Origin of the sequence: Nocardia sp. NPDC051321, assembly GCF_044455225.1 — a bacterium.
In the GTDB taxonomy this organism is placed as follows: Bacteria; Actinomycetota; Actinomycetes; order Mycobacteriales; family Mycobacteriaceae; genus Nocardia.
Map to the genome: position 1 here is coordinate 507,815 of NZ_JBITEM010000002.1, position 19,252 is coordinate 527,066.

A 19,252-nucleotide genomic window follows, 5' to 3' on the forward strand; every position below is an offset into this window, starting at 1 on the left:
ACCCGCTCCATCCCCTGTCCCTGCGCCGCCTTGCTGCGGTGCGCCGCCGTCTACTCCGCCCTGTTGAGCTGCGCCACCTGTGCCTGCGCCGCCTTGCTGGGCTGCGCCGCCTTGCTGGGCTGCGCCGCCTTGCTGGGCTGCGCCGCCGCCTGCATCTGCTCCGCCCTGCTGGGTTGCGCCGCCTTCCGCGCCTGGGCCGCCTTGCTGGGCTGCGCCGCCGCCTGCACCTGCTCCGCCCTGCTGGGCTGCGCCGCCTTCCGCGCCTGCGCCACCTTGCTGGGCTGCGCCGCCTTGCTGGGCTGCGCCGCCACCTGCGCCTGCGCCACCCTGTTGGGCTGCGCCGCCTCCTGCGCCGCCTTGCTGGGCTGCGCCGCCACCCGCGCCTGCGCCGCCTTGCGGGGCCGTGCCTGGCGACGATGGTGCCGGGGCACCCGCGGCGGGCGGCTGGAAGGCGTTGGCCTCGGCAACACCGGCGAACAAGAGTGTCGCGGTCAGCCCTGCGGCGGCCGCGGTTCCTAGCAGGATTTTCATGTGGAGCCCCTTCTCGTATCGAAGTGGTGCACGTTTATTCAAATGCTCAACCGCTAGCGGCTCGGCACATTGCGTAAACGCCCGACTTACTGGGGCGACGCAGATCTTCGGTAGTCACGCCATCAGGGGCGCCGCATGGTTCTCCGGCGGATTGGTCGGGAGGTGTAGCCGGGTGTCGTCGCCGAGTATCAGACTCGGCGACGACGCCGGGCAGTTCGGGTCCACGTCGATGCCGCAATATCGCCATTGAATAGCGGCGCCACACTAGGGCTGAACTCCGGATCGCTTGTGGCATTTCGAGCGGACCAACTTGCTGTTCAGCTGTGGCATCGCACGCGCGGTGCCGCAGTGGTGACTATCAGCCGGTCGGCAGTATGCCCTTCGGCAACAGGTTTGCGCCCGGGAGACTATTCAAGTCCGGCATGCTCGGTGCTCCGGGGATGCCACCTTGCGCACCGCCCTGAGCGCCACCTTGGGCGCCGCCCGCACCCGCGCCACCTTGCGCACCGCCCTGGGCGCCGCCTTGCGCGCCACCGGCACCGCCTTGCGCACCGCCCTGGGCGTTACCTTGTGCGCCACCGGTGCCGACGCCACCTTGCGCGCCGCCCTGGGCGCCACCGGCACCGCCCTGTACGCCGCCTTGTGCGGCGGGCGGTGCGGGCTGCGCGGGTGGCTGCTCCGCTGCGGCGACGCCGGCGAACAATAGTGATGCTGTCAACCCGGCGGTGGCCAGGGTTGCGATCTTCATGCGATTCATGTGTAGCCCCTTCTCTAGTCGAAGTGGTACATACGTACATGCTGATCAAACGTTCAACACGATAGTGGCTCACATCACAATGAGCAAAACTGGTCGGTATGCAATGCGCCTGACATGCGGGAATTGGTCCGTATCGGCGAGGCGTTTCGGCGTCGCTTCCGGTGCAGGGTCGAAAAAGCGGGCGGCGTGAAACCCGTCTTGGCTGATGGCCAGCTCGACGCAGCAGAGGCGGAGCTGAAGCCGATGCGCGTCGTCGCCGCGCGGCAGCACGGCGACGACGCCGAACAGTTTCGGGTTCGCTTCGACGCTTGACCCTTACCGCCGGAACGGCGGTTGCCGCCGAGGTGGCGGTGGCACGGGCGGTTGTTGAACACGTCGAGCGTGCCGGATGGCCTGTTCAGGTGCGGAAGTGCACCGAATGAGTATCAGCGAGTTTTGCGGGCGACGCCGCCAGGTGCAGGGGCAGGATCTGTGGCGCCGCTCGGGTCGGACTGGGTGCCCGTGCCCGTGCCCGTCCCGGTGCCCGCGCCGGTGCTGGGAGCGCTCTTGCCGTTGGTGCCCGCGCCGCCGGTGCTGGGAACGCTGTTGCCGTTGGCGCCCGCGCCGCCGGTGCCAGGGGTTTCCGCGCCGGTACTGGGGGTGTCCGTACCCGTGCCGGGTGTATCAGTGCCCGGCGTGGTTTTGCACTTCTTCGGGTCGCTCGTCGTGGCGTCTCCGTCGCCGGTCTGGCCGGTGGTCTTGCCGGTTGCACTGCCGGTGTCGAGGCCGGTCGGCAGCGCGGGCTTGGCGTCGCCGGCTCCGCCGCTCTGCGCGCCGGGGGTGGTTTCTTCCTGCGTGGTGCCGGACTCGCCCTGCTTGCTGCCGTCCGTCCCGCTCTTGCCGTCCGGGCACGTTGGGTCGTTGTCGGTCTGACTCGCCACCGTGAATCCGCCGATCGTTTGATCGGTCTGGAATGTATTCGCCCCGGCGGCGCCGGTTAGCAATAGTGTCGCGGTCAGCCCTGCGGCGGCCGCGGCTCCGATCTTGCCAATCATATGTGTAGCCCCTTCTCGTTTCGAAGTGGTACATGCTGTGCAAACGTTCCACACGTTAGTGCCGATACTTCGAAATGAGCAGGACGCCGGTAGGCCAGGCAAGTCACCCGCGATCATGCCTCGCCAACCAACAGGACCGAATTGGAATTAATCGAGTCCTGCCATTTATCGACCGCGCACCATTCCCGGAATCGAGTGAAATTAAACCCCATGAATCGGAAACAGCCGACAGTGCACGGGACACGGCGCGGACGCCCGGTCATGTCCCGTGCATTGCTCGGTCAGGGGGCGATGGCGGCCTTGCCAGGCAGTAGCGAGTCCAAGCTGAGGTCGTCGCCCGCGTCGGGGACTTCCGTGCCGCGCAGCGACGTTCCGGCGGTCTCTCGGAGGAAGCACCAGGCGACGAGGCCGATGAGGCTGGCGCCGACCATGTAGGCGGCCGGGAACAGCGACCAGCCGGTCCATTCGATCGCGGCCTCGTTGACCAGCGGGGCCGTGCCGCCGAAGGCCGCGGTGGACACGTTGTAGGCGAGCGCGAAGCCCGCGTACCGGACCTGCGTCGGGAAGATCGCGGGGAAGGTGGAGCTGATCGTCGACAACTGCGGGATGTACAGCAGGCCGAGCACGATGAAGCCGGTGATCGCCCAGCCGGTGCCCTGGCCCATCAGCCAATACATCGGGATGGCGAGCAGGCCCAAGCCGACCAGCGAGAACAGCCACATCGGCCGGCGGCCGACCCGGTCGGACAGTCGGCCGAAGAACGGCAGCACCAGCATCATCACCGTCTGGCCGATCAGCATCATCGTGGTGGCGGTCGATTCGCCCATGCCGATGGTCTTCTGCAGATAGGTGGGCTGATAGGTGAGCAGCGTGTAGTTCACGACGTTGAGGGCGACGACCAGCCCGGCCATCGTGAGCAACTCGCGCCGGTACGTGGTCACCAGCTCGCGCAGGCCGCGGAGGCCGCCGGGCGGATGCTTGGTGTCCTCCTGCGCGACCTCGCTGAACACCGGGCTCTCGTCGAGCTTCGAGCGCAGGTACCAGCCGACCAGGCCGAGCGGGACGGCGAGCAGGAACGGGATGCGCCAGCCCCAGCTGTGCATCGCGTCGGAGCCGAACGCGAGCTGGCAGACGAGCACCGTCGCCGATCCGCCGACAAAGCCTGCGAGCGTGCCGAATTCGAGGAAGCTGCCGAGGAAGCCGCGTCGCTTGTCGCTGGCGCATTCGGCGAGATAGGTTGCGGCGCCGCCGTATTCACCGCCGGTCGAGAAGCCCTGCACCACGCGCAGGGAGATCAGCAGAATCGGCGCGAGCACGCCGACCTGGGCATGGGTCGGCAGGATGCCGATGGCGCCGGTGGCCGCGGCCATCAGCAGAATCGTGGTGGCAAGCACCGCTTTTCGGCCGATTCGGTCGCCGAGTGGACCCCACACCATGCCACCCAGCGGGCGCAGCAGGAACGAGACGGCGAAGCCGAGCATGGTGCCGAGGGTGCCGAGATTCCCAGGGAAGAAGGCGTCGGTCAGGTAGGTGGCCGTTGCGGCGTAGACACCGTAGTCGAACCATTCGGTGGCGTTGCCCATCGCGGAAGCGGCGACCGATCGCCGTAGTGGAAATTTCTCTGGGTCCCCGTCAGTCACGTGCGTGTCCTCTCCAGCCCGGCGAGCGGACCTCGTTTCGGCCTGCCTCCGGGTCCTGACACCAGAGACTCGGCACGAATTAGACCGATACCCACGTTTCAATCGGCGCAAACAGTGACGTCCTGGTGCGTACACACCGGACGGGCGGCACGACCTGCGATGAAGTGCGTGAATGTCGAAATGATAACGAATTGATAACGGTGCCGCAACCGGGCAGCGCCTGCTCGTCGCCGAGATCGCTCCAACGGCGCGGCGAACGCCGTTCGTCAGGCCGTCGGTCGTCGCCACGCTGTCCCGCCGAGCGCGGCGCCGAACAGCGCAACGCAGGTCCATCCGAACCAGTTGCCGAATCGCGCGTACATGGTGTTGCCCGAGGTCAACGGAATTTCCGCGAGTACGGCCCTGGTCAGCGTGACATCGGTTGGCGCGGAAGCGAGTACGCGCCCGCGGGAGTCGCTCGCCACGAGTTCGCCGAGTTGCGCCGCCCGTGCGACACCCATCCCGGATTCGACGCCACGCATGACCGCCATTCGGCTGTGCAGCCAGTGATCGTCGGTGAAGTCCAGCGCGGGAACCAATAGCAACATCGCACCGCGGCGCCGGTTGGCCAGGACGAGGTCCGGATGGTCCAGATCGAAGCAGACGGCCAGGGCCCAGGGCTTACCGGGAACGCTCTGCCACTGTGTGCCGGGCTGGTGCTCGTCCTCCAGCCCGGGAATCAGGTAGTGCTTCGCGTACTGCGCGCCGGAGGGGTAGTCGATCGCGGCGTTGTAGCTGACGCCGCCGGTGGTGTGGATCAGTCCGGCGACCACGTCGACGTTGCGTCGAGTCGCTAACTCCGTCAGTGGCCCTGACAGCGCCGCGATGGTGGAATCATCGGCGCGCCAAGACTTTTCCGGAAGTAAGACTACTTGCGCGCCCTGGTCGGCCAATCTTTCGATCTCGCCGACGACCCGCGCCACCATGTCGCGTCCGTCGGCGGACTCGACCGGAACGTAGTCCGGCGGCTGTGCCACCGCCACCAGCCCGACCCGCACCGCCGCACCCTCCTGCGGCGTGGCCAACCGCCAGCAGCCGAAGGCGCCGAGCGCGCTCAGTACCACCGCGGTCGCCCCGCCCACTCGAACGCGTTGCGCCCGAGTAACTTCCGGCGCGCCAAGCACCGCCGCCGCCGACGGCACCAGCAGAATCAGAAAGGTGACGCCCCACGCGCCGGTGAGCGAGGCCGTCTGAATCACCGGCAGCACATCGGCTTGGGTGTAGGCGATGCTCCACCACGCGCCGAACGGACCCGCCACCGCGAGCAGGAATTCCACAGTCACCCATCCGGCGGGCAACGCGACCACCGCGAATCCGGGTCGACCGCGCACCAGCAGCGCCCGCGTCAGCGTGACGGTCCCGCCGAACAGCAGGGCAGTTCCGCCGAGCAGCAGCACCGTCACCGGAACCGGTTGTTCGAGGGTTTCGGTGAAGTAGGGCCAGATCTGGAGCTCGCCACCCAACCACGACAGGGCGCCCGCCGCGAACGCCGTCACCGCGGACACCCGCGGCGCCAGCAGCAATACCGGCAGCGGCGCAAGGAAGACCAACCCGGGCAGCGGCCGAAGGCCGGTACCGTAATGCCACAGCAGCGCGGAGATCAGGGTCGCCGACGCGGCGAGCAGAAAGCGTTTCACCCCTTCGATATTCGGCGCCCGCGCGGTCGGGCACATCGCCGCAAAGACCGAACTCGACCTCGCTCGTGCGGCGGATCAACTCGGTGGCGCCGAGGATCCCGGCTGCACCAGACCCGCCTCGTACGCGAACACCACCGCCTGTACCCGATCGCGCAGGCCGAGCTTCGCCAGCACCGAGCTGACATGGGTCTTCACCGTGTGCTCGCTGACCACCAGCGCCGCGGCGACTTCGGCGTTCGAGAGCCCACGTGCCAACTGACGCAACGTATCTCGTTCCCGCTCGGTCAGCTCGTCGAGGCGGCGCGCGAGCTCGGGCCGCGGGTGGCCCCGCTCGGTGAGCTCGGCGATCAAGCGCCGGGTCACCGTCGGAGCGAGCAAGGCCTCGCCCTTGGCGACGACGCGAACCGCGTCCACCAGCTCCTCGCGGCGAACATCTTTGAGCAGGAACCCGCTTGCCCCGGCTCGCAGGGCATCGAATACATACTCGTCCAAGTCGAACATGGTGAGCACCAACACTTTCGCTGAGGTCTCGGCACAGATGCGGTGGGTAGCGGCCACGCCGTCGAGGCGCGGCATTCTGACGTCCATGACCACCACATCGGGTGCCAGGGCACGAGCCTTGCCGATCGCCTCCAGCCCGTCGGCGGCCTCGCCGACCACGGTGATATCCGGTTGGGCGTCCAGGATCAGGCCGAAGGCGGCGCGGAACAGATCCTGGTCGTCGACGACGAGTACGCGCACGCTCAACCCCGTTGTCCGAGCGGGAGTTCGGCGGCTACGTCGAAACCGTTGCCCGAGGGGCCGTGCCGCAGTGTTCCGCCGTTGCCGGTGACCCGTTCGCGCATCCCGAGCAGCCCGTATCCGCCGGGCTTCGGGTGCACCGGCCCCGTGCCGTCATCGGAAACCCGCACCGTCAGTAGCTGATCCGACCAGCCGAGCGAGACCCGCACGCCGGTCGCACGGGCATGTTTGCTGGTGTTGGTCAACGCTTCCTGCACCACGCGATACGCGGTGACGGCGACATCGTCGGACACCGCACGCCGTGGTCCGTGCTCATCCAGCGACGCGGCGAGCCCGCCCCGGCGCGACAGCTCGACCAGATCGGCGATCGCCTCGATGCCTGGTTGGTGTCGCGGGTCGGCCGATTCGCCGCGCAACGTCTCGAGGCTGCGCCGAAGTTGCTGCACCGCAACGCGGCCCGTCTCCGCGATGCTCGCGAAGGTGTCGTCCGCCCGTGCGCGGTCGGTGCCGGTGAACAGCGGGCCGGTCTCGGCCTGGACGATCATCGCACCCACCGAGTGCGTGACGATGTCGTGCATGTCCCTGGCGATCCGCAGACGTTCCCGGTCCAGCGCCGCAACCCGTTCCTCGTCGAGCCTGCGGGCGCGTTCCTCGAGCATCTCGATCTGCGCCCGCCTGGCTCGGACACCGGTGCCGAGCGCCCAGGCGGTGAGGAAGGACATGGCCGCGTAGGCATAGGAATCCGGGCTTTCGTCGGGAATAACCAGGGACAGCAGGATGCCGACGATGCCGGCCAGGAAGGCACCGCGCCGCCGCACGGGCGGGCTGTACGCGGCGATGGTGTACGCACAGACCACGGTGCCGTAGGGCAGCTCGGGCATGGCGTGCAGGCAGGCGAGCACGGTGATCGCCGGACCGACGACAAGAAAGATGGTGAGCGGCGCGCGCCGCCGCCACAGCACCGGCACGGAGGCCATCGCCGACAGCCCGAGCACCCACCACGGCTGACCCGCCAGCACGGCGGGCAGCACCGTGGCAATGGTGATCACCGCGGTCAACACGAGATCGACCACGCCGGGCGGGAATCGCTCGCACCGTTCGGTGACCCGCCGCGTCACGTCGTCGACGGCACCCGCGGCCCGGGTGATCACATTGAAAGGCCTCACAAGCATCAGTCTGAACTGTCCACGCGCCCCATGGCCTCACTCTTCGGGCTGATACCCCGCTCACCCCTGCGGATGAGATTGCGGCAGCGCGGCTTCGGGGCGGGCCTCAGCCGCGCTGCTCGGCCAAGAACTCTTCCCACGTCCGCTGCCCGAGCTCGGTGCCATCGAAGGTCAGGTTCGTGCCTGCCCGATACACCTTGCCCGCCTTGCCCGGCATCCGCACCGGCAGCAGCGGCCGCCGCTTTCCGCTGGCCCGCAGGTAGTCGCGCACCAGCTCCGCCAGCCCGTACACAGTCGGCCCGGCCAGATCCGGTACCTGCCCGGCCGGTTCGTCCAGCGTCAACTCGACGAGCCGAGCCGCGACGTCCCGCGAATCGACCGGCTGCAGCCGTACCCCACCCGGAATCGGCACCACCGGCAGCTTTGCCAGCGCGCGCACCGCCTTGAACACCAGATCATGGAACTGCGCGGCCCGCAGGGTCGTGAACGGCACGCCCGACTGCGCGACGATCCGCTCCGCCTCCGCCTTGGCCTTGAAGTAGCCGAGCGGAATCGTGTCCGCCGCGATGACCGAGATGTACACGAGGTGCCGCACCCCCGCCCGCGCCGCCGCGTCCACCAGATGCCCGGTGGCTACCTCATCGCCCTTCGGCCCACCCGCGAGATGCAGCACGACGTCGGCCCCGGTGACCGCCGCCGCCACCCCGTCGCCCCCCAGCAGGTCGCCGGTCACATAGTCGATGCCGACCGCAGGCTCATGCGCGTTACGGCTCAACAGCCGCACCTTCGCGCCCGCGTCCAGCAGCAACGGAACCACATGCTGCCCCAACGTGCCGGTTCCACCGGTAACCAGAATCGTCCCAGTCATGATCGTTCCCTCTCGTCCGGACCGAGAGTCCACCTCCCGGCCGCCTCAGCAGCTCTTCACCGATATGACGAGACCGGGTGCGAGAGTGTGACAAGCGGACCTGAGGCATGGCTGGCGGTGCGCGCCGGATGGGGGTGGGGATCAGCTGCTCGCGGGCCAGGTTTCCTCGATGATCAGCCGGTCCGTGCGGACCGCCGCCGCGTGGTGTTCGGCGACCAGGTCGGGCGGGTAGGTGGGCCAGAGGGTGATGGCGCCGCTGGCCTTGTCGATGGTGCTCACCGTGCCGCCGATGGGCAGCGGGCTTGGCGGAGTGCGGGTTTCGGTCGGCGGGGGTGGGGCGAAGATGGCGACGACCACGAAGCAGCTCTCGAATTCGGTGATCCGGTTGGTGATCCCGCGTCCGGCGTCGTCATCGAAGGACAGGTAGCGCTCGGTGAGGCGTTCCGCTTCGGCGAGCGTCACCGGAGTGGTGCACTCGGTCGGGTAGGCATGGATGTCCATGGTGTCGACGGCGGCCACCGGTGGTGGCGCCAACTCCTTTCCGCAATCCTGGTGCCCCACTGTGCCGTACGCGCGCGGAGGTTGCTCGCGTTGTCCGGGATTTGCTGTCGGACGGTGGAGTTTGCCGGTCAGTCGAAGTGCACGGTGGCGAGCATACGGCGCGCGAGCACCTCGGGGTCGGTGCCCGCGGCCAGACTCGAATTATCCAGCGCCCCTTCGCGCCACAGCGCGGCGAACCCGTGCACCAGTGACCAGGCGGCCAACTGCGTGGCCTGCTGCCGTTCGACATTGCCGGGGTGGATGCCGGACACGCCGGAACGCAGCGCGCCCGCGGAGCGGAGTCTGGCCTCGTCCAGGCGCGGATCATCGGCGCGTAACAGGCTGTGCCGGAACATCACATCGAAATGCCCGGGATGTTCGCGCGCGAACCGAATGTAGGCGGCGGCGACCTCGCGGAAGTCGGCACCGGCCAGGGTGAGCTCCGCGGTGAGCAATTCGAAACCCTCGATGGCCAGCGCGGTCAGCACGCCGGCCCGGTCGCCGAAATGGTGCGCGGGCGCCGCGTGGGAAACCCCTGCCCGACGGGCCAGCTCGCGCAGCGACACCGCGTCGACGCCGTCGCTCGCGATCTGGTCGGCCGCCGCGGCCAGGATGGTGGCCCGCAGATCCCCGTGGTGATAACCGCTTTTCGCCATGACTTGATGGTGCCCGAGAATCTAGTCATTGACAAGTTACCGCGTTAGCTCTAATCTTTCCAGTGTCAAGATTGATCGTTGGACGTAGGAGACTTTGATGGCCCCGCTGGTTGTACTCGCCGTCGTTACCGCACTGGCCCGGCTCATCGGCCTGCTGGCCGGACCCGAGTGGCTGGATTCCTGGCCGCACGCCATCGCGCTCGGCCTGGCGGCCATGTTCGTGCTGACCGCAAGCGCGCACTTCCTGCCCCCGCGCCGTGCGGCGCTTATCGCGATGGTGCCGCCCAAGCTGCCGAACCCGGCCGCACTTGTTGCCGTCACCGGCGTCCTCGAACTGGCGGGCGGCGCCGGGCTACTCATCCCGGCCACCTCGAAGCTCGCCGCAGGCGCACTGATCCTCATGTTGATCTGCTTGTTCCCGGCCAACATTCGCGCCGCGAAGGCCGATCTCGGCATCAAGACCATGCCGCTTTCGTTGCGCTTCGTTGTTCAGGTCGTCTTCATCGCGGCCCTGAGTGTGGTCCTGTTCGGCTGAACCTGGGAAAGCCCGCTCTGGCAACGAGAACTGTTGCCAGAGCGGGCTTTGCCGTGTTGTCGTTGGTCCATGGCGAGTCGAGGTCGGCGGTATCCCGCTGGAGTGCAGGCAGTGTCGGGTTCCGGGGAGTGGCATTGACGGCGTGGCTGACCTCGGCACCGGTTGCCTGGTCGGTGATCGGCTACGTCGCGATCATTGTGGGCGGGCGGCTGCTTCTCGTCCGAGAAGCCCTGTTCGACCAGCTGATCAATCAGCTGTTCCTGTGGAGTCTTGCCGCCCTGCTGCTGTACCGGTGCACGCTGACCCCGACCATTACCTCGCTGGCGAATCAGCTCGCGCTGGGCTGCATCCTGATGACCACGACGTATATGGCCACGATCGGCAGGTCGGCGGACGAGGCGGCGGAGGCAAATCCGGGCATCGTGTGGCGATACCATCGGCTCCGCAGCTTGATCGCGCTGGGTGCGACGGTGACGATCGTGGTCGCGGGAACGTCGGCACGCAACGACGGACGCCTGGTCGCGATGAATCCCGACCGGGAAGGCATTGTCACCGGTCTCGCCTTCGGCGTGCCACTGCTGTGGCACACGGTGGTGTACGGCCGGCTCGGTGTCCGCGAACTGCGGTCCGGCAACCTGCCTGTTTGGGAGCGGCTCGTGCTCTGCGTCATGTTCGTCTCCACCGCGTACATCTGGCTCTGCGAAGGACTTTCGATAAGCCAGTCGTTCACCGGATGGCCTGCGCTCGGCCCGCAATTGCCGCGCATCGCGGCGTCCTTCACGCTTTGCGTCATCGTCAATATCACCGTTGTCGCCGTCCCGCTGGTTCGGCTCGTTGGCACGAAGGCGGGCTTGGACAGTGCGGCGCGCTCGTGCCGCAGACTGTCGCCGCTATGGCGAGATCTGACCGCCGCGGTGCCCGAGATCGTGCTGTCCCCGGCCGAGCCGCGCCGCGTCGATGCCACCGCACGGCTGCTCAGGATGACCGTCGAGATCCGGGACGCGCTGCTCCATCTCGGACCGTATCTGCCTGCCGCGCCGGACGTTCCGGGACCGGAACCGGTCCGGCGCGGCAAATCCGACTGGACGACAATCGCTTACGCGCAACAGCTGGCCCATGCCGCGCATGCCAGGAAATACGGCCTGCGGCCGATCGGTACCGGTGGTGCGATGCAGTTGCCGTGGCTCGCCGATGATTTCGACACCGAACTCCGGCAATTGCTCGAACTGGCTCGGGTGTGGTCGGCGACAACTCTTTCCGGGTCGCCTACAGTACAGCCTGGGTCTGCGTCACCTTCACGACCAGTTTTCCTGCGTCATCGCGGATTTCGGTTTCCACCACGATGAACGTGCGGCCCGCGTGCAGCGCAGTCGACGAGGCGGTGGCGTAGCCGGAGCGGACCGCCCTGACGAAGTTGGTCTTCGATTCGACCGTGGTGGTACCCGCCTTGCCCTCCGGCAGGTTCAGGTATGCGCACACCGCGCCGGTCGCGTCCGCCAGTGACATCAGCACGCCGCCGTGCAGCACGCCGCCGAGGGTGCATAGCGATTCGTCCCAGGCGATGCGGCTGCGCACCAGTTCGGGCCCGTGCTCGAGCACCTCGATGCCGAGCCGCTCGGTGAACGGCATGGTCTGGTGGAACAGCTTGGTACCCGGCTCATCGATCATGTCACGATCTTGCCCGATATGCCGCGGCCGGTCGATTACTCGCGAGGTAATGCTTACCGATCGGGCCAGCTGCGACGCTGCGCGGCATGGGTGGCCACCGCGACGATCACCAGCACCGCGGTGCCGCCGCCGAGCAGCATCACGGTGGCGGGCGAGCCGCGGTCCACCACTAGACCGCCGGCCAGCGCGCCGAGCGAGAACGTCGCCTGGAACGAGGCGGTGAAAAGCACCGAGGCCGCCTCGGGCGCGTTCGGCGCCGCCTTGGCGAACCAGCCTTGGCTGGACACCGGCACCGCGCCGTAGCCGATGCCCCAGATAAACAGCAGGACAAGCGCGCCCGCCTCCCAGCGGCCGAGGACCGGCAGCAACAGCATCGCGCCCGCCATCATGGCCGCGGCGCCTGCGAAGGCGGCGTGCGGTCGCCGCACGATCGTGGCGCCGCCGAGGAAATTGCCGAGAATGCCTGCGACACCATAGATCAGGAGCAGCAGCGTGATCATGCCCGGCCCGATATGGGTGACCTGTTCGAGGAACGGTGTTACATAGGTGTATGCACCGAACTGCGCGAGTACGACGAGAAACGTTGCCAGCAAGGCGAATCGGACGTTGATCCCGCGAAGCAGCCCGCGCAGCACCGCCGCTCGGGTGACGGTACGAGCGGGCAGCGGCGGCAGGAACGCCGCCAGCATGCCCAGCACCACCGCCGAGAGCGCGCCGACAACCACGAATGCCATTCGCCAGCCGGCGATTTCGCCGAGCAGGGTGCCTGCGGGCACGCCGAGCACGGAGCCGAGCGGCACCGAGGAGAAGATCACCGCATTGGCCCGGCTCACCGAGGGCGCCGGCACCAGGCGTTCGGCCAATCCCGCCGCGATGGACCAGAACCCGCCGATGGTGACGCCGATCAGCACCCTGGACGCCAGCACGACCCAATATTCGGGCGCGACCGCCATCAGCGCGTTGGCGAGGACAAGCAGAAACATGAATAGGCACAGCATGATTCGGCGATCGATCCGGCCGGTGGCGACGGTCGCCACCGGCGCGGTGACGGCGGCGATCAGTCCAGGCATGGTCATCATCAGTCCGGCCATGCCATCGGAGATGGTGAAGTCGGTGCCGATCGAGGTGAGCAGGCCGATCGGCAGGATTTCGGTGGTGACGATCGAGAAGATGGCGATCATCACCGAGACGACGGCGAGCCAGCCGGTCAGTGCGCTGCGGGCGGGCGCCGGGGCTGGGGCGGTGAGAACTGTGGTCACCTGGCCGAGTTCACCAGCGACCCGGCCGCGGCTCTGGCGGGTTTACGCCATTGCCGTATCAGGGCGAAAACCCGCTCAGCGGCGCCCGGCGCGCATCGGCGCGAGGAACTCGGCGTTCGTCTCGGACTTGCGCAGGCCATCCAGCAGCAGGTCGAGGGCCTGCTGGTTGTCCAGGGTGGCGAGGGTCTTGCGCAAAGTCTGGGTGGCGGCGAGCTCGTCGGGTGTGAGCAGCAACTCGTCCTTGCGGGTGCTGGACTGGTTGATGTCGACGGCGGGGAAGACCCGGCGGTTCGCGGCGCAGCGGTCCAGTTTGAGCTCGGCGTTGCCGGTGCCCTTGTACTCCTCGAAGATCACCGTGTCGGCCAGCGAGCCGGTCTCCACCAGCGTGGTGGCGATGATGGTGAGCGAGCCGCCGTTCTCGATATTGCGGGCGGCGCCGAGGAAGCGCTTGGGCGGGGCGAGGGCGGAGGCTTCGACGCCGCCGGACAGCACCCGGCCGGAGCCCGGACTTGCCAGGTTGTAGGCGCGGGCGAGGCGGGTCAGCGAGTCGAGCAGGACCACCACGTCGCGGCCCATTTCGACGAGGCGTTTGGCGTGTTCGATGGCCAGTTCGGCGACCGCGATGTGTTCGCGCGCGGGCTGGTCGAAGGTGGCCGCGGCGACGTCGGCGGGCACCGCCCTGGTGAGGTCGGTGACCTCCTCTGGACGCTCGCCGACCAGCACCAGCATGAGCTCGCATTCCGGGTGGTTCTTTGCGATGCCGTGCGAGATAGCCTGCAGCACAGAGGTTTTACCGGCCTTCGGGGGCGCGACGATGAGGGCGCGCTGGCCCTTGCCGATCGGCATGACGAGGTCGGTGACGCGGGTGGTCATGGCGTGCTGTTCGGTCTCGAGGCGGAGGCGTTCGTTGGGATAGATCGGCACCAGGTCGGCGAAGGCGGGCCGGTGCCGGATCTTGTCCGGCTGCTGTCCGTTGACGGTGCCGACGGTGAGCAGTGGCGCGGGTTTGCCGTTGTTGCCTGCGGATTGTGTTGTGCCGGTGAGGAAGTCGCCGCGACGCAGGCGGTGTTCGCGGATCAGTCGTTGCGGCACGGTGACGTCGCGCGGTCCGGGCAGGTAGCCGTCGAGGCGCAGGGTGCCGCGGTTGTCGTGTAGGTCGAGGATGCCGGTGACGGTGCGGGTGGAGTGCTGTTCGGCCGCTGGGTCACCGGTGGATGTTTCGTTGATTGTGTTGGTGTTCATGGGATTTCCTTCTGGGAAGTGAGGGTGGGTACGGCGAACGGCCGTGAATGCGACGGCATGGTGCACGTCGCGGGCAGGGATCCTCGGAGGTATTCCGGAACGGCTCTGTTGACCGGGTCGGAAAGGGGGATCTCGAAATTCTTGTGGGAGAACTACCTACATCCACAAGGAGAAGACGTGGCCGAGAGTACAGGTTCGATCATCGGCGCGCAATGCTCTCGATGCACTCAACGACCTTCATCGCAGAAGTATTCCCATGAGCGGTGGTGCGGCAGGCAGGGGTCGGGCAACGACGACGAGGCCCGGCAGGCGACGAAGAGTCACCTGCCGGGCCTCGGCGGTATGTGGTGCTGTTTACCCGTAGACGGAGCTGAAGAACTGGACCGCGCTGGCGATGCCGACCGGAACGCCGAGCAGGATCATGCCCGCCGCCGCGCCGAGGGCGATGCCGACGCCCGCGCCCGCGATGCACAGGCCGATCGGACCGGCGAAGAACGTCGGAACCACCAGCGGTGCGCCGATGATGGCACCCGCGACACAGCCGAGTGCGCCACCGACAATCGTGCCGACCAGCGTGCCGATGGCGGTGGCCAGGCCGAACTGGGTGGCGGCCGTGCTCAGCGCGGTGTTGAAGTCGACACCCGCGACATCTTTCGCGTCCACCGGCTTCAGCATCGCGGCGGGGTGCGCGTCCGCCACGTCGGTGCTCGGGGTGAAAGTGGCGGTGTTGCCGTCGATCTGGGCCGCGATGGGCCATTCCATGCCGTCTTTGAGATAGGTCAGCGGCATGCCAGCAACCAGATGTCCTTGATTATCCAGAACCTGGAATTGCGTGCCCTGTGTCGTCAATGATCCGGCCTCGGTCTTCAGCACTACCGATTTGTCGACCACGTTCGCGGTGTAGTGGATGCCGGGCAGAATGTCGGTCTGCACGGTCGACCCCGGTGCGGGCGCCTGCGCGGTTGGCTCTGCGTAGGCGGTGCCGCTCGTGATCCCGACAGCCGCGATGACCAGTGTGGATGCGGCAGCGAACTTCTTGACCCTCATACTTTTGTGAACACTTTCCTCAGCAGGAGCGCCGTCGGTACCTCGGGGAGCACGAGTCGGCGCGGCCCATCATTACGAACCTCTGCAAAGGGTCGTCGCAATTTATTACGAGGATGTAACAGGGGCTGCCAGGGAAGCGTCAAATACAAGTGGAATGTGTTAAAGAAACATAAATTCAGACATTTGGTTAACTCTTGGCATCCGATAATGTGGCGCGCGACACTTTATTCGTCCAATGCCCGGATTCAGCTGATGCGGGAAACCACGGCGCCCGGCAATAGCGGCAGCAACACGTCGAGCGCGCGCCACGGCCACGCCGGAACGCACGCCCGCCGCTGCTCCTTCTCGATCGCGCCGATCATTGCGGCGACACCCTTGTCCAGCGGCGCCACCAAGCGCGTGTCGCCCGACTTGGCGGCCATGTCGGTGGCGATGAACCCGGGCAGCAGCGTGGTGACCGCGATCGGCGACCTCGCCAATTCGGTGCTGAGCGCCTGCCCGAGCGCGGCCAGACCCGCCTTGCTCGCCGAGTAGGCGGCCTTTTTACCCGGCAGCCCGCGCACCGCGCTCATCGAGGACACCAGCACCAGATGCCCGGCGTGCTGCGCGCGGAAGATCTCCAGCGCCGCCTCGGCCTGCGCGAGGGCGCTGACGAAATTCGTTGTCGCCGTGGCGATATTGGCGCCGGCCCGGCCGCTGCCGATGACCGCGCCCTTGCCGAGACCCGCGTTGACGATGACCCGGTCCAGCCCGCCGAGCTCATCGCGCAGCTCGCCGAAGACCCGAGGTACCGCCGCGTGCTCGTCGACGTCGAGCGCGCGGACCGCGACGGTGATGCCGGGATGGGCCGCGACGAGTTCATCGCGCAGCGCCTCGAGCGCGGTCAGTCGCCGGGCGCACAGCGCGAGGTCGCGGCCCTTGCGCGCGAAGTCGCGTGCCATCGCGGCACCCAGTCCCGCGCTTGCGCCGGTGATCAGAATCTTGGTCCTCGTCATGGGCCTGACCCTAGCGAGGCGTCGGCCTCAGCCGCCGAACGATCCCGTGCGCGGCGGCGGCGGCAGCAGCCGCCACGGCCCGCAGTTGGTGGTCTTGAAGCCGACATCGGTCGGCTTGATCTCCACGCGGACCGGGCTGAGGCGGGTGAAGTTGTTGCCGATGATGTAGTTCATATCGGTGTTGTCGCCCGCCACCTTCCACAACCTGCGCCAATCGCAGCCGGCGGCCGGGTCGGGTGTGCCAGGCGCCTCCCAGACGCCGGGGTAGATATCGACGCCAACCAGGTAGACGCCGTCCGACGGCATGGTGTTCGCGGGTTCGGCCGCCGCCGTTCCGGCTCCGAGTAGGGTCACCGCGGACGTCATGGCACCGGCGATGAGGAGCGTGCTTGCGCGCATGGCGATGTTCTCCCTCGAATCGTGCTGCAACCGCCGCGCAGCGGCTGACCTGGGAGATCCCCAAATCTCCGGGGCCAAGATTTACCAGACGTCCTGGCTGAATGTGCTGCATTCCACATTTCTTGTGCGGATGCATTATTAAATCGCGCACGATGTTGTCATCGGCCAGGCCCGCCGCGATATCCGAGGTATGACATGTGTTCGGCTCGATTCCGTCCGGATGGTGCGGCGGTCGACCTCGTGCGGCGCGCACTGCGCGGGACTGTGCACCGACGCCGGGCTAGCCGCGGTGCTGGCGACCGACCGGGCGTTGCTGCATTGGCGGGCGCTGCGTGCGCTGGGCGATAGCGGGCTCGCCGAACAGGCGGTGCAAGAGTCATTGCTCCGTGCATGGCGCTCGTGCGCGTTCTTCGACAGCGCCAAGGGCAGCGTGCGGACCTGGCTGCTGGCGATCCTGCGCAACGTCATCATCGACACGGTGCGCGCGCGAGCCGCCCGGCCGGGAGACACCGGCTGGGACGAGGTCGGCGAGCTCAGCGACCTCCGCTACGCGCATCCCGATTTCTCGGACGGCCTGGTGGACGGGCTGCTGGTCGCGGAGCTGCTGGCCAGGCTGCCCGGCCCGCAGCGCGAGGCCGTGGTCGAGGTGATCCTGCGCGATCGCGCCTACCAAGAGGTGGCCGACGACATCGGGGTTCCGGTCGGCACGGTGAAGACGCGGGTGCACTACGCCCTGCGGTCGCTGCGCGGCGCCTGATTCCCCTCGAACACACCACCGCAGCGGTAACGGTTGGATAACTGGGGTTGCTATGCTGGTGCTCGCGTTGCGAGAGTGAACCACTGGGTTTGGTGTTACTAATGGGAAGGGAGGGGTGCCCTGTCCCGGGGCACCGACCGAACATGAAGCAGCCAAGCATCATCAGGGCCGGAATCTGTTCCGCCGTCACTGCCGCGGTCACGGTGACGCTGTCCGGTTTCGTCCCGGTCACCGCAACGGCAGATCCGGCACAGCCGGACCTGACGACCAAGCTCGCGGGCAAGACGGTGTTCCTCGATCCGGGCCATCAGGGTTCCGGCCACGGCGAGAACGTCGCCAAGCAGGTCAGCGACGGCCGCGGCGGCACGAAGGACTGCCAGACCACCGGCATGGTCACCGTGAACGGCGTGCCGGAGCACACCATCAATTGGAATGTGGCGCAGCTGGTGAAGACCGCGCTCGAGCAGTTCGGCGCGCAGGTCAAGTTGAGCCGCCAGGACGACCAGGGCTGGGGCGGTTGCATCGATGACCGCGCCAGGGCCGCCAACGAGTCCGGTGCTGCCGTCGCGGTGAGCATTCACGCCGACAGTGCGCCCGCCGACCAGCGTGGCTTCCACCTGATCGTGCCCGAGCTGCCGATCCCCGACGCGACGATCAACGCGATCCAGTCCAACGCGGGTCTGGCCGCGTCGACCGCGATGCGCGACGCCTACCTCGGGGCCGGGTTCGTTCCCGCGAAGTACGCGAGCGCGGACGGCCTGATGCCGCGCAAGGACATCGCCGGTCCCGCGCTCACCGCCGTGCCGGATGTGTTCGTCGAGATGGGCAACGGTGCCAACGCCGAGGATGCCGCGGTGTTGGAGAGCAAAGAAGGTCAGCTCAAGCACGCCGTGACCATCACAACCGGGCTGGTGGGATATCTGCTCGGGCCGCAATCGGTGACGCCGAATGTGACCGGCGAGCGACCTGCCGCGGCGCCCATACCGCAGCAGCACCCGGCGGCGACCGATCCGGCGGGGGCCGGGCCGCAGGCGCAAGCGGCGCCGCAGGTCCAGCCGAATCCGGTGCAGTCGCAGCAGCATCCGGCCTCGACCGAAGCGCCGGCGGGCGCGGCGGCACCGCAGGCGTTGACCGAGCCGCAGGTGCAGGCGCCACTGAATTCGCCGCTGCAGCCTTATCCGGCGTCGACTGAACCGCCGGCGGGCGCATCGGCGCCGCAAGCCGCGCCGCAGCTCCAGTCGAAAATGCCGCAGTTCCAGCCTAATCCGGCGTCGACCGAGCCGCCTGCGGGCGCAATGGCGCCCCAGGCCCAGGCGCCGCAGGTTCAGGCTGCGCCGCAGGTTCAGACCGCACCGCAGGCCCAGGCGCCGCAGGTTCAGGCCGCACCGCAGGCTCAGACCGCACCGCAAGGCCAGTCGTCACCCTTCACGCCTCCGGCACAAACCGGTCCCGGCACCTCGGCCTGGCCGGGCACTACCCAGCAGTCGCAGACAGCGCCGGGCACCACGCCGACCGTGCCAGGCGAGTCCAGTGACATGTCGTCCGTCCGCGAGATCATGGACATGGTCCTGACCCTGCTGATGCCGCTGGCCAAGTCCCTCGGCGTGGACAACAACCTGGTGACCGCCGAGATGATCAACCTCGCCTACGCGTTGGCGGCCAAGTTCATCGCCCCCGCCAAATAGCGCCATCGCACGGCCGGACGTCACCCTCGCCGAGGGTGACGTCCGGCTTTTCCGTG

Annotated in this window: 20 protein-coding genes and 1 pseudogene; 5 read left to right on the forward strand and 16 right to left on the reverse strand. The window is 67.7% G+C overall.

Annotated features, from left to right (window positions below; genetic code table 11):
• Positions 1 to 50 precede the first annotated feature (50 nt).
• Together ACIA8C_RS06440 and ACIA8C_RS06445 are read right to left on the reverse strand one after the other, a co-directional pair.
• On the reverse strand, positions 51 to 377 hold the full coding sequence (locus ACIA8C_RS06440) for a hypothetical protein (protein ID WP_397131538.1): 327 nt from the start codon (positions 375 to 377) through the stop codon (positions 51 to 53).
• A gap of 512 nt (positions 378 to 889) precedes the next feature.
• The gene (locus tag ACIA8C_RS06445; protein WP_397131541.1) at positions 890 to 1,279 is read right to left on the reverse strand and encodes a hypothetical protein; all 390 of its coding nucleotides are present in this window, start codon (positions 1,277 to 1,279) and stop codon (positions 890 to 892) included.
• A 123-nt stretch (positions 1,280 to 1,402) separates the two neighbouring features.
• On the opposite strand from ACIA8C_RS06445, the gene ACIA8C_RS06450 reads away from it, so the two are divergent.
• The gene (locus tag ACIA8C_RS06450; RefSeq protein WP_397131543.1) at positions 1,403 to 1,600 is read left to right on the forward strand and encodes a hypothetical protein; all 198 of its coding nucleotides are present in this window, start codon (positions 1,403 to 1,405) and stop codon (positions 1,598 to 1,600) included.
• A 113-nt stretch (positions 1,601 to 1,713) separates the two neighbouring features.
• On the opposite strand, the gene ACIA8C_RS06455 is transcribed toward ACIA8C_RS06450, so the two are convergent.
• The 8 genes from ACIA8C_RS06455 to ACIA8C_RS06490 form a co-directional block, all read right to left on the reverse strand.
• Positions 1,714 to 2,322, reverse strand: a complete 609-nt coding sequence (locus tag ACIA8C_RS06455) for a hypothetical protein (protein ID WP_397131545.1) — start codon at positions 2,320 to 2,322, stop codon at positions 1,714 to 1,716.
• A gap of 281 nt (positions 2,323 to 2,603) precedes the next feature.
• A complete protein-coding gene (locus ACIA8C_RS06460) occupies positions 2,604 to 3,905 on the reverse strand; it encodes an MFS transporter (RefSeq protein ID WP_397131820.1) in 1,302 nt (433 codons plus the stop codon).
• Positions 3,906 to 4,228: 323 nt separating this feature from the next.
• Positions 4,229 to 5,638 carry a nitrilase-related carbon-nitrogen hydrolase gene (locus tag ACIA8C_RS06465; RefSeq protein WP_397131547.1) on the reverse strand — a complete coding sequence of 470 codons (1,410 nt, stop codon included), beginning with the start codon at positions 5,636 to 5,638 and terminating at the stop codon, positions 4,229 to 4,231.
• Positions 5,639 to 5,713: 75 nt separating this feature from the next.
• Positions 5,714 to 6,385 carry a response regulator gene (locus tag ACIA8C_RS06470; RefSeq protein WP_397131549.1) on the reverse strand — a complete coding sequence of 224 codons (672 nt, stop codon included), beginning with the start codon at positions 6,383 to 6,385 and terminating at the stop codon, positions 5,714 to 5,716.
• A complete protein-coding gene (locus ACIA8C_RS06475; protein WP_397131551.1) occupies positions 6,382 to 7,545 on the reverse strand; it encodes a sensor histidine kinase in 1,164 nt (387 codons plus the stop codon). Before ACIA8C_RS06475 ends, ACIA8C_RS06470 begins: the two co-directional genes overlap by 4 nt.
• A gap of 106 nt (positions 7,546 to 7,651) precedes the next feature.
• Positions 7,652 to 8,413, reverse strand: coding sequence for an SDR family oxidoreductase (locus ACIA8C_RS06480; RefSeq protein WP_397131553.1), 762 nt, complete (start codon positions 8,411 to 8,413; stop codon positions 7,652 to 7,654).
• Between the two features lie 141 nt (positions 8,414 to 8,554).
• On the reverse strand, positions 8,555 to 8,947 hold the full coding sequence (locus ACIA8C_RS06485; RefSeq protein WP_397131555.1) for a hypothetical protein: 393 nt from the start codon (positions 8,945 to 8,947) through the stop codon (positions 8,555 to 8,557).
• A gap of 95 nt (positions 8,948 to 9,042) precedes the next feature.
• A complete protein-coding gene (locus tag ACIA8C_RS06490; protein ID WP_397131557.1) occupies positions 9,043 to 9,609 on the reverse strand; it encodes a TetR/AcrR family transcriptional regulator in 567 nt (188 codons plus the stop codon).
• A gap of 97 nt (positions 9,610 to 9,706) precedes the next feature.
• On the opposite strand from ACIA8C_RS06490, the gene ACIA8C_RS06495 reads away from it, so the two are divergent.
• The gene (locus ACIA8C_RS06495) at positions 9,707 to 10,144 is read left to right on the forward strand and encodes a hypothetical protein (protein ID WP_397131559.1); all 438 of its coding nucleotides are present in this window, start codon (positions 9,707 to 9,709) and stop codon (positions 10,142 to 10,144) included.
• A 134-nt stretch (positions 10,145 to 10,278) separates the two neighbouring features.
• A complete protein-coding gene (locus tag ACIA8C_RS06500; RefSeq protein WP_397131561.1) occupies positions 10,279 to 11,490 on the forward strand; it encodes an MAB_1171c family putative transporter in 1,212 nt (403 codons plus the stop codon).
• On the opposite strand, the gene ACIA8C_RS06505 is transcribed toward ACIA8C_RS06500, so the two are convergent.
• The 6 genes and pseudogenes from ACIA8C_RS06505 to ACIA8C_RS06530 all read right to left on the reverse strand — a co-directional run bounded on the left by ACIA8C_RS06505 (position 11,411) and on the right by ACIA8C_RS06530 (position 16,754).
• On the reverse strand, positions 11,411 to 11,812 hold the full coding sequence (locus ACIA8C_RS06505) for a PaaI family thioesterase (RefSeq protein ID WP_397131563.1): 402 nt from the start codon (positions 11,810 to 11,812) through the stop codon (positions 11,411 to 11,413). The two genes, ACIA8C_RS06500 and ACIA8C_RS06505, sit on opposite strands and share 80 nt — an antisense overlap.
• A gap of 53 nt (positions 11,813 to 11,865) precedes the next feature.
• Positions 11,866 to 13,071: an MFS transporter gene (locus tag ACIA8C_RS06510; RefSeq protein WP_397131565.1), complete on the reverse strand. Its 1,206-nt coding sequence runs from the start codon at positions 13,069 to 13,071 to the stop codon at positions 11,866 to 11,868.
• Between the two features lie 75 nt (positions 13,072 to 13,146).
• Positions 13,147 to 14,265, reverse strand: a pseudogene (locus ACIA8C_RS06515) (transcription termination factor Rho, short form); the annotation flags it as partial.
• A gap of 402 nt (positions 14,266 to 14,667) precedes the next feature.
• Positions 14,668 to 15,360: a hypothetical protein gene (locus ACIA8C_RS06520; protein ID WP_397131567.1), complete on the reverse strand. Its 693-nt coding sequence runs from the start codon at positions 15,358 to 15,360 to the stop codon at positions 14,668 to 14,670.
• 245 nt (positions 15,361 to 15,605) lie between these two features.
• Positions 15,606 to 16,355, reverse strand: a complete 750-nt coding sequence (locus tag ACIA8C_RS06525) for an SDR family oxidoreductase (RefSeq protein ID WP_397131569.1) — start codon at positions 16,353 to 16,355, stop codon at positions 15,606 to 15,608.
• 27 nt (positions 16,356 to 16,382) lie between these two features.
• A complete protein-coding gene (locus ACIA8C_RS06530; RefSeq protein ID WP_397131571.1) occupies positions 16,383 to 16,754 on the reverse strand; it encodes a hypothetical protein in 372 nt (123 codons plus the stop codon).
• 190 nt (positions 16,755 to 16,944) lie between these two features.
• On the opposite strand from ACIA8C_RS06530, the gene ACIA8C_RS06535 reads away from it, so the two are divergent.
• Both ACIA8C_RS06535 and ACIA8C_RS06540 read left to right on the forward strand, forming a co-directional pair.
• Positions 16,945 to 17,511, forward strand: coding sequence for a sigma-70 family RNA polymerase sigma factor (locus tag ACIA8C_RS06535; protein ID WP_397131573.1), 567 nt, complete (start codon positions 16,945 to 16,947; stop codon positions 17,509 to 17,511).
• A gap of 143 nt (positions 17,512 to 17,654) precedes the next feature.
• On the forward strand, positions 17,655 to 19,196 hold the full coding sequence (locus ACIA8C_RS06540; protein WP_397131575.1) for an N-acetylmuramoyl-L-alanine amidase: 1,542 nt from the start codon (positions 17,655 to 17,657) through the stop codon (positions 19,194 to 19,196).
• Positions 19,197 to 19,252 lie beyond the last annotated feature (56 nt).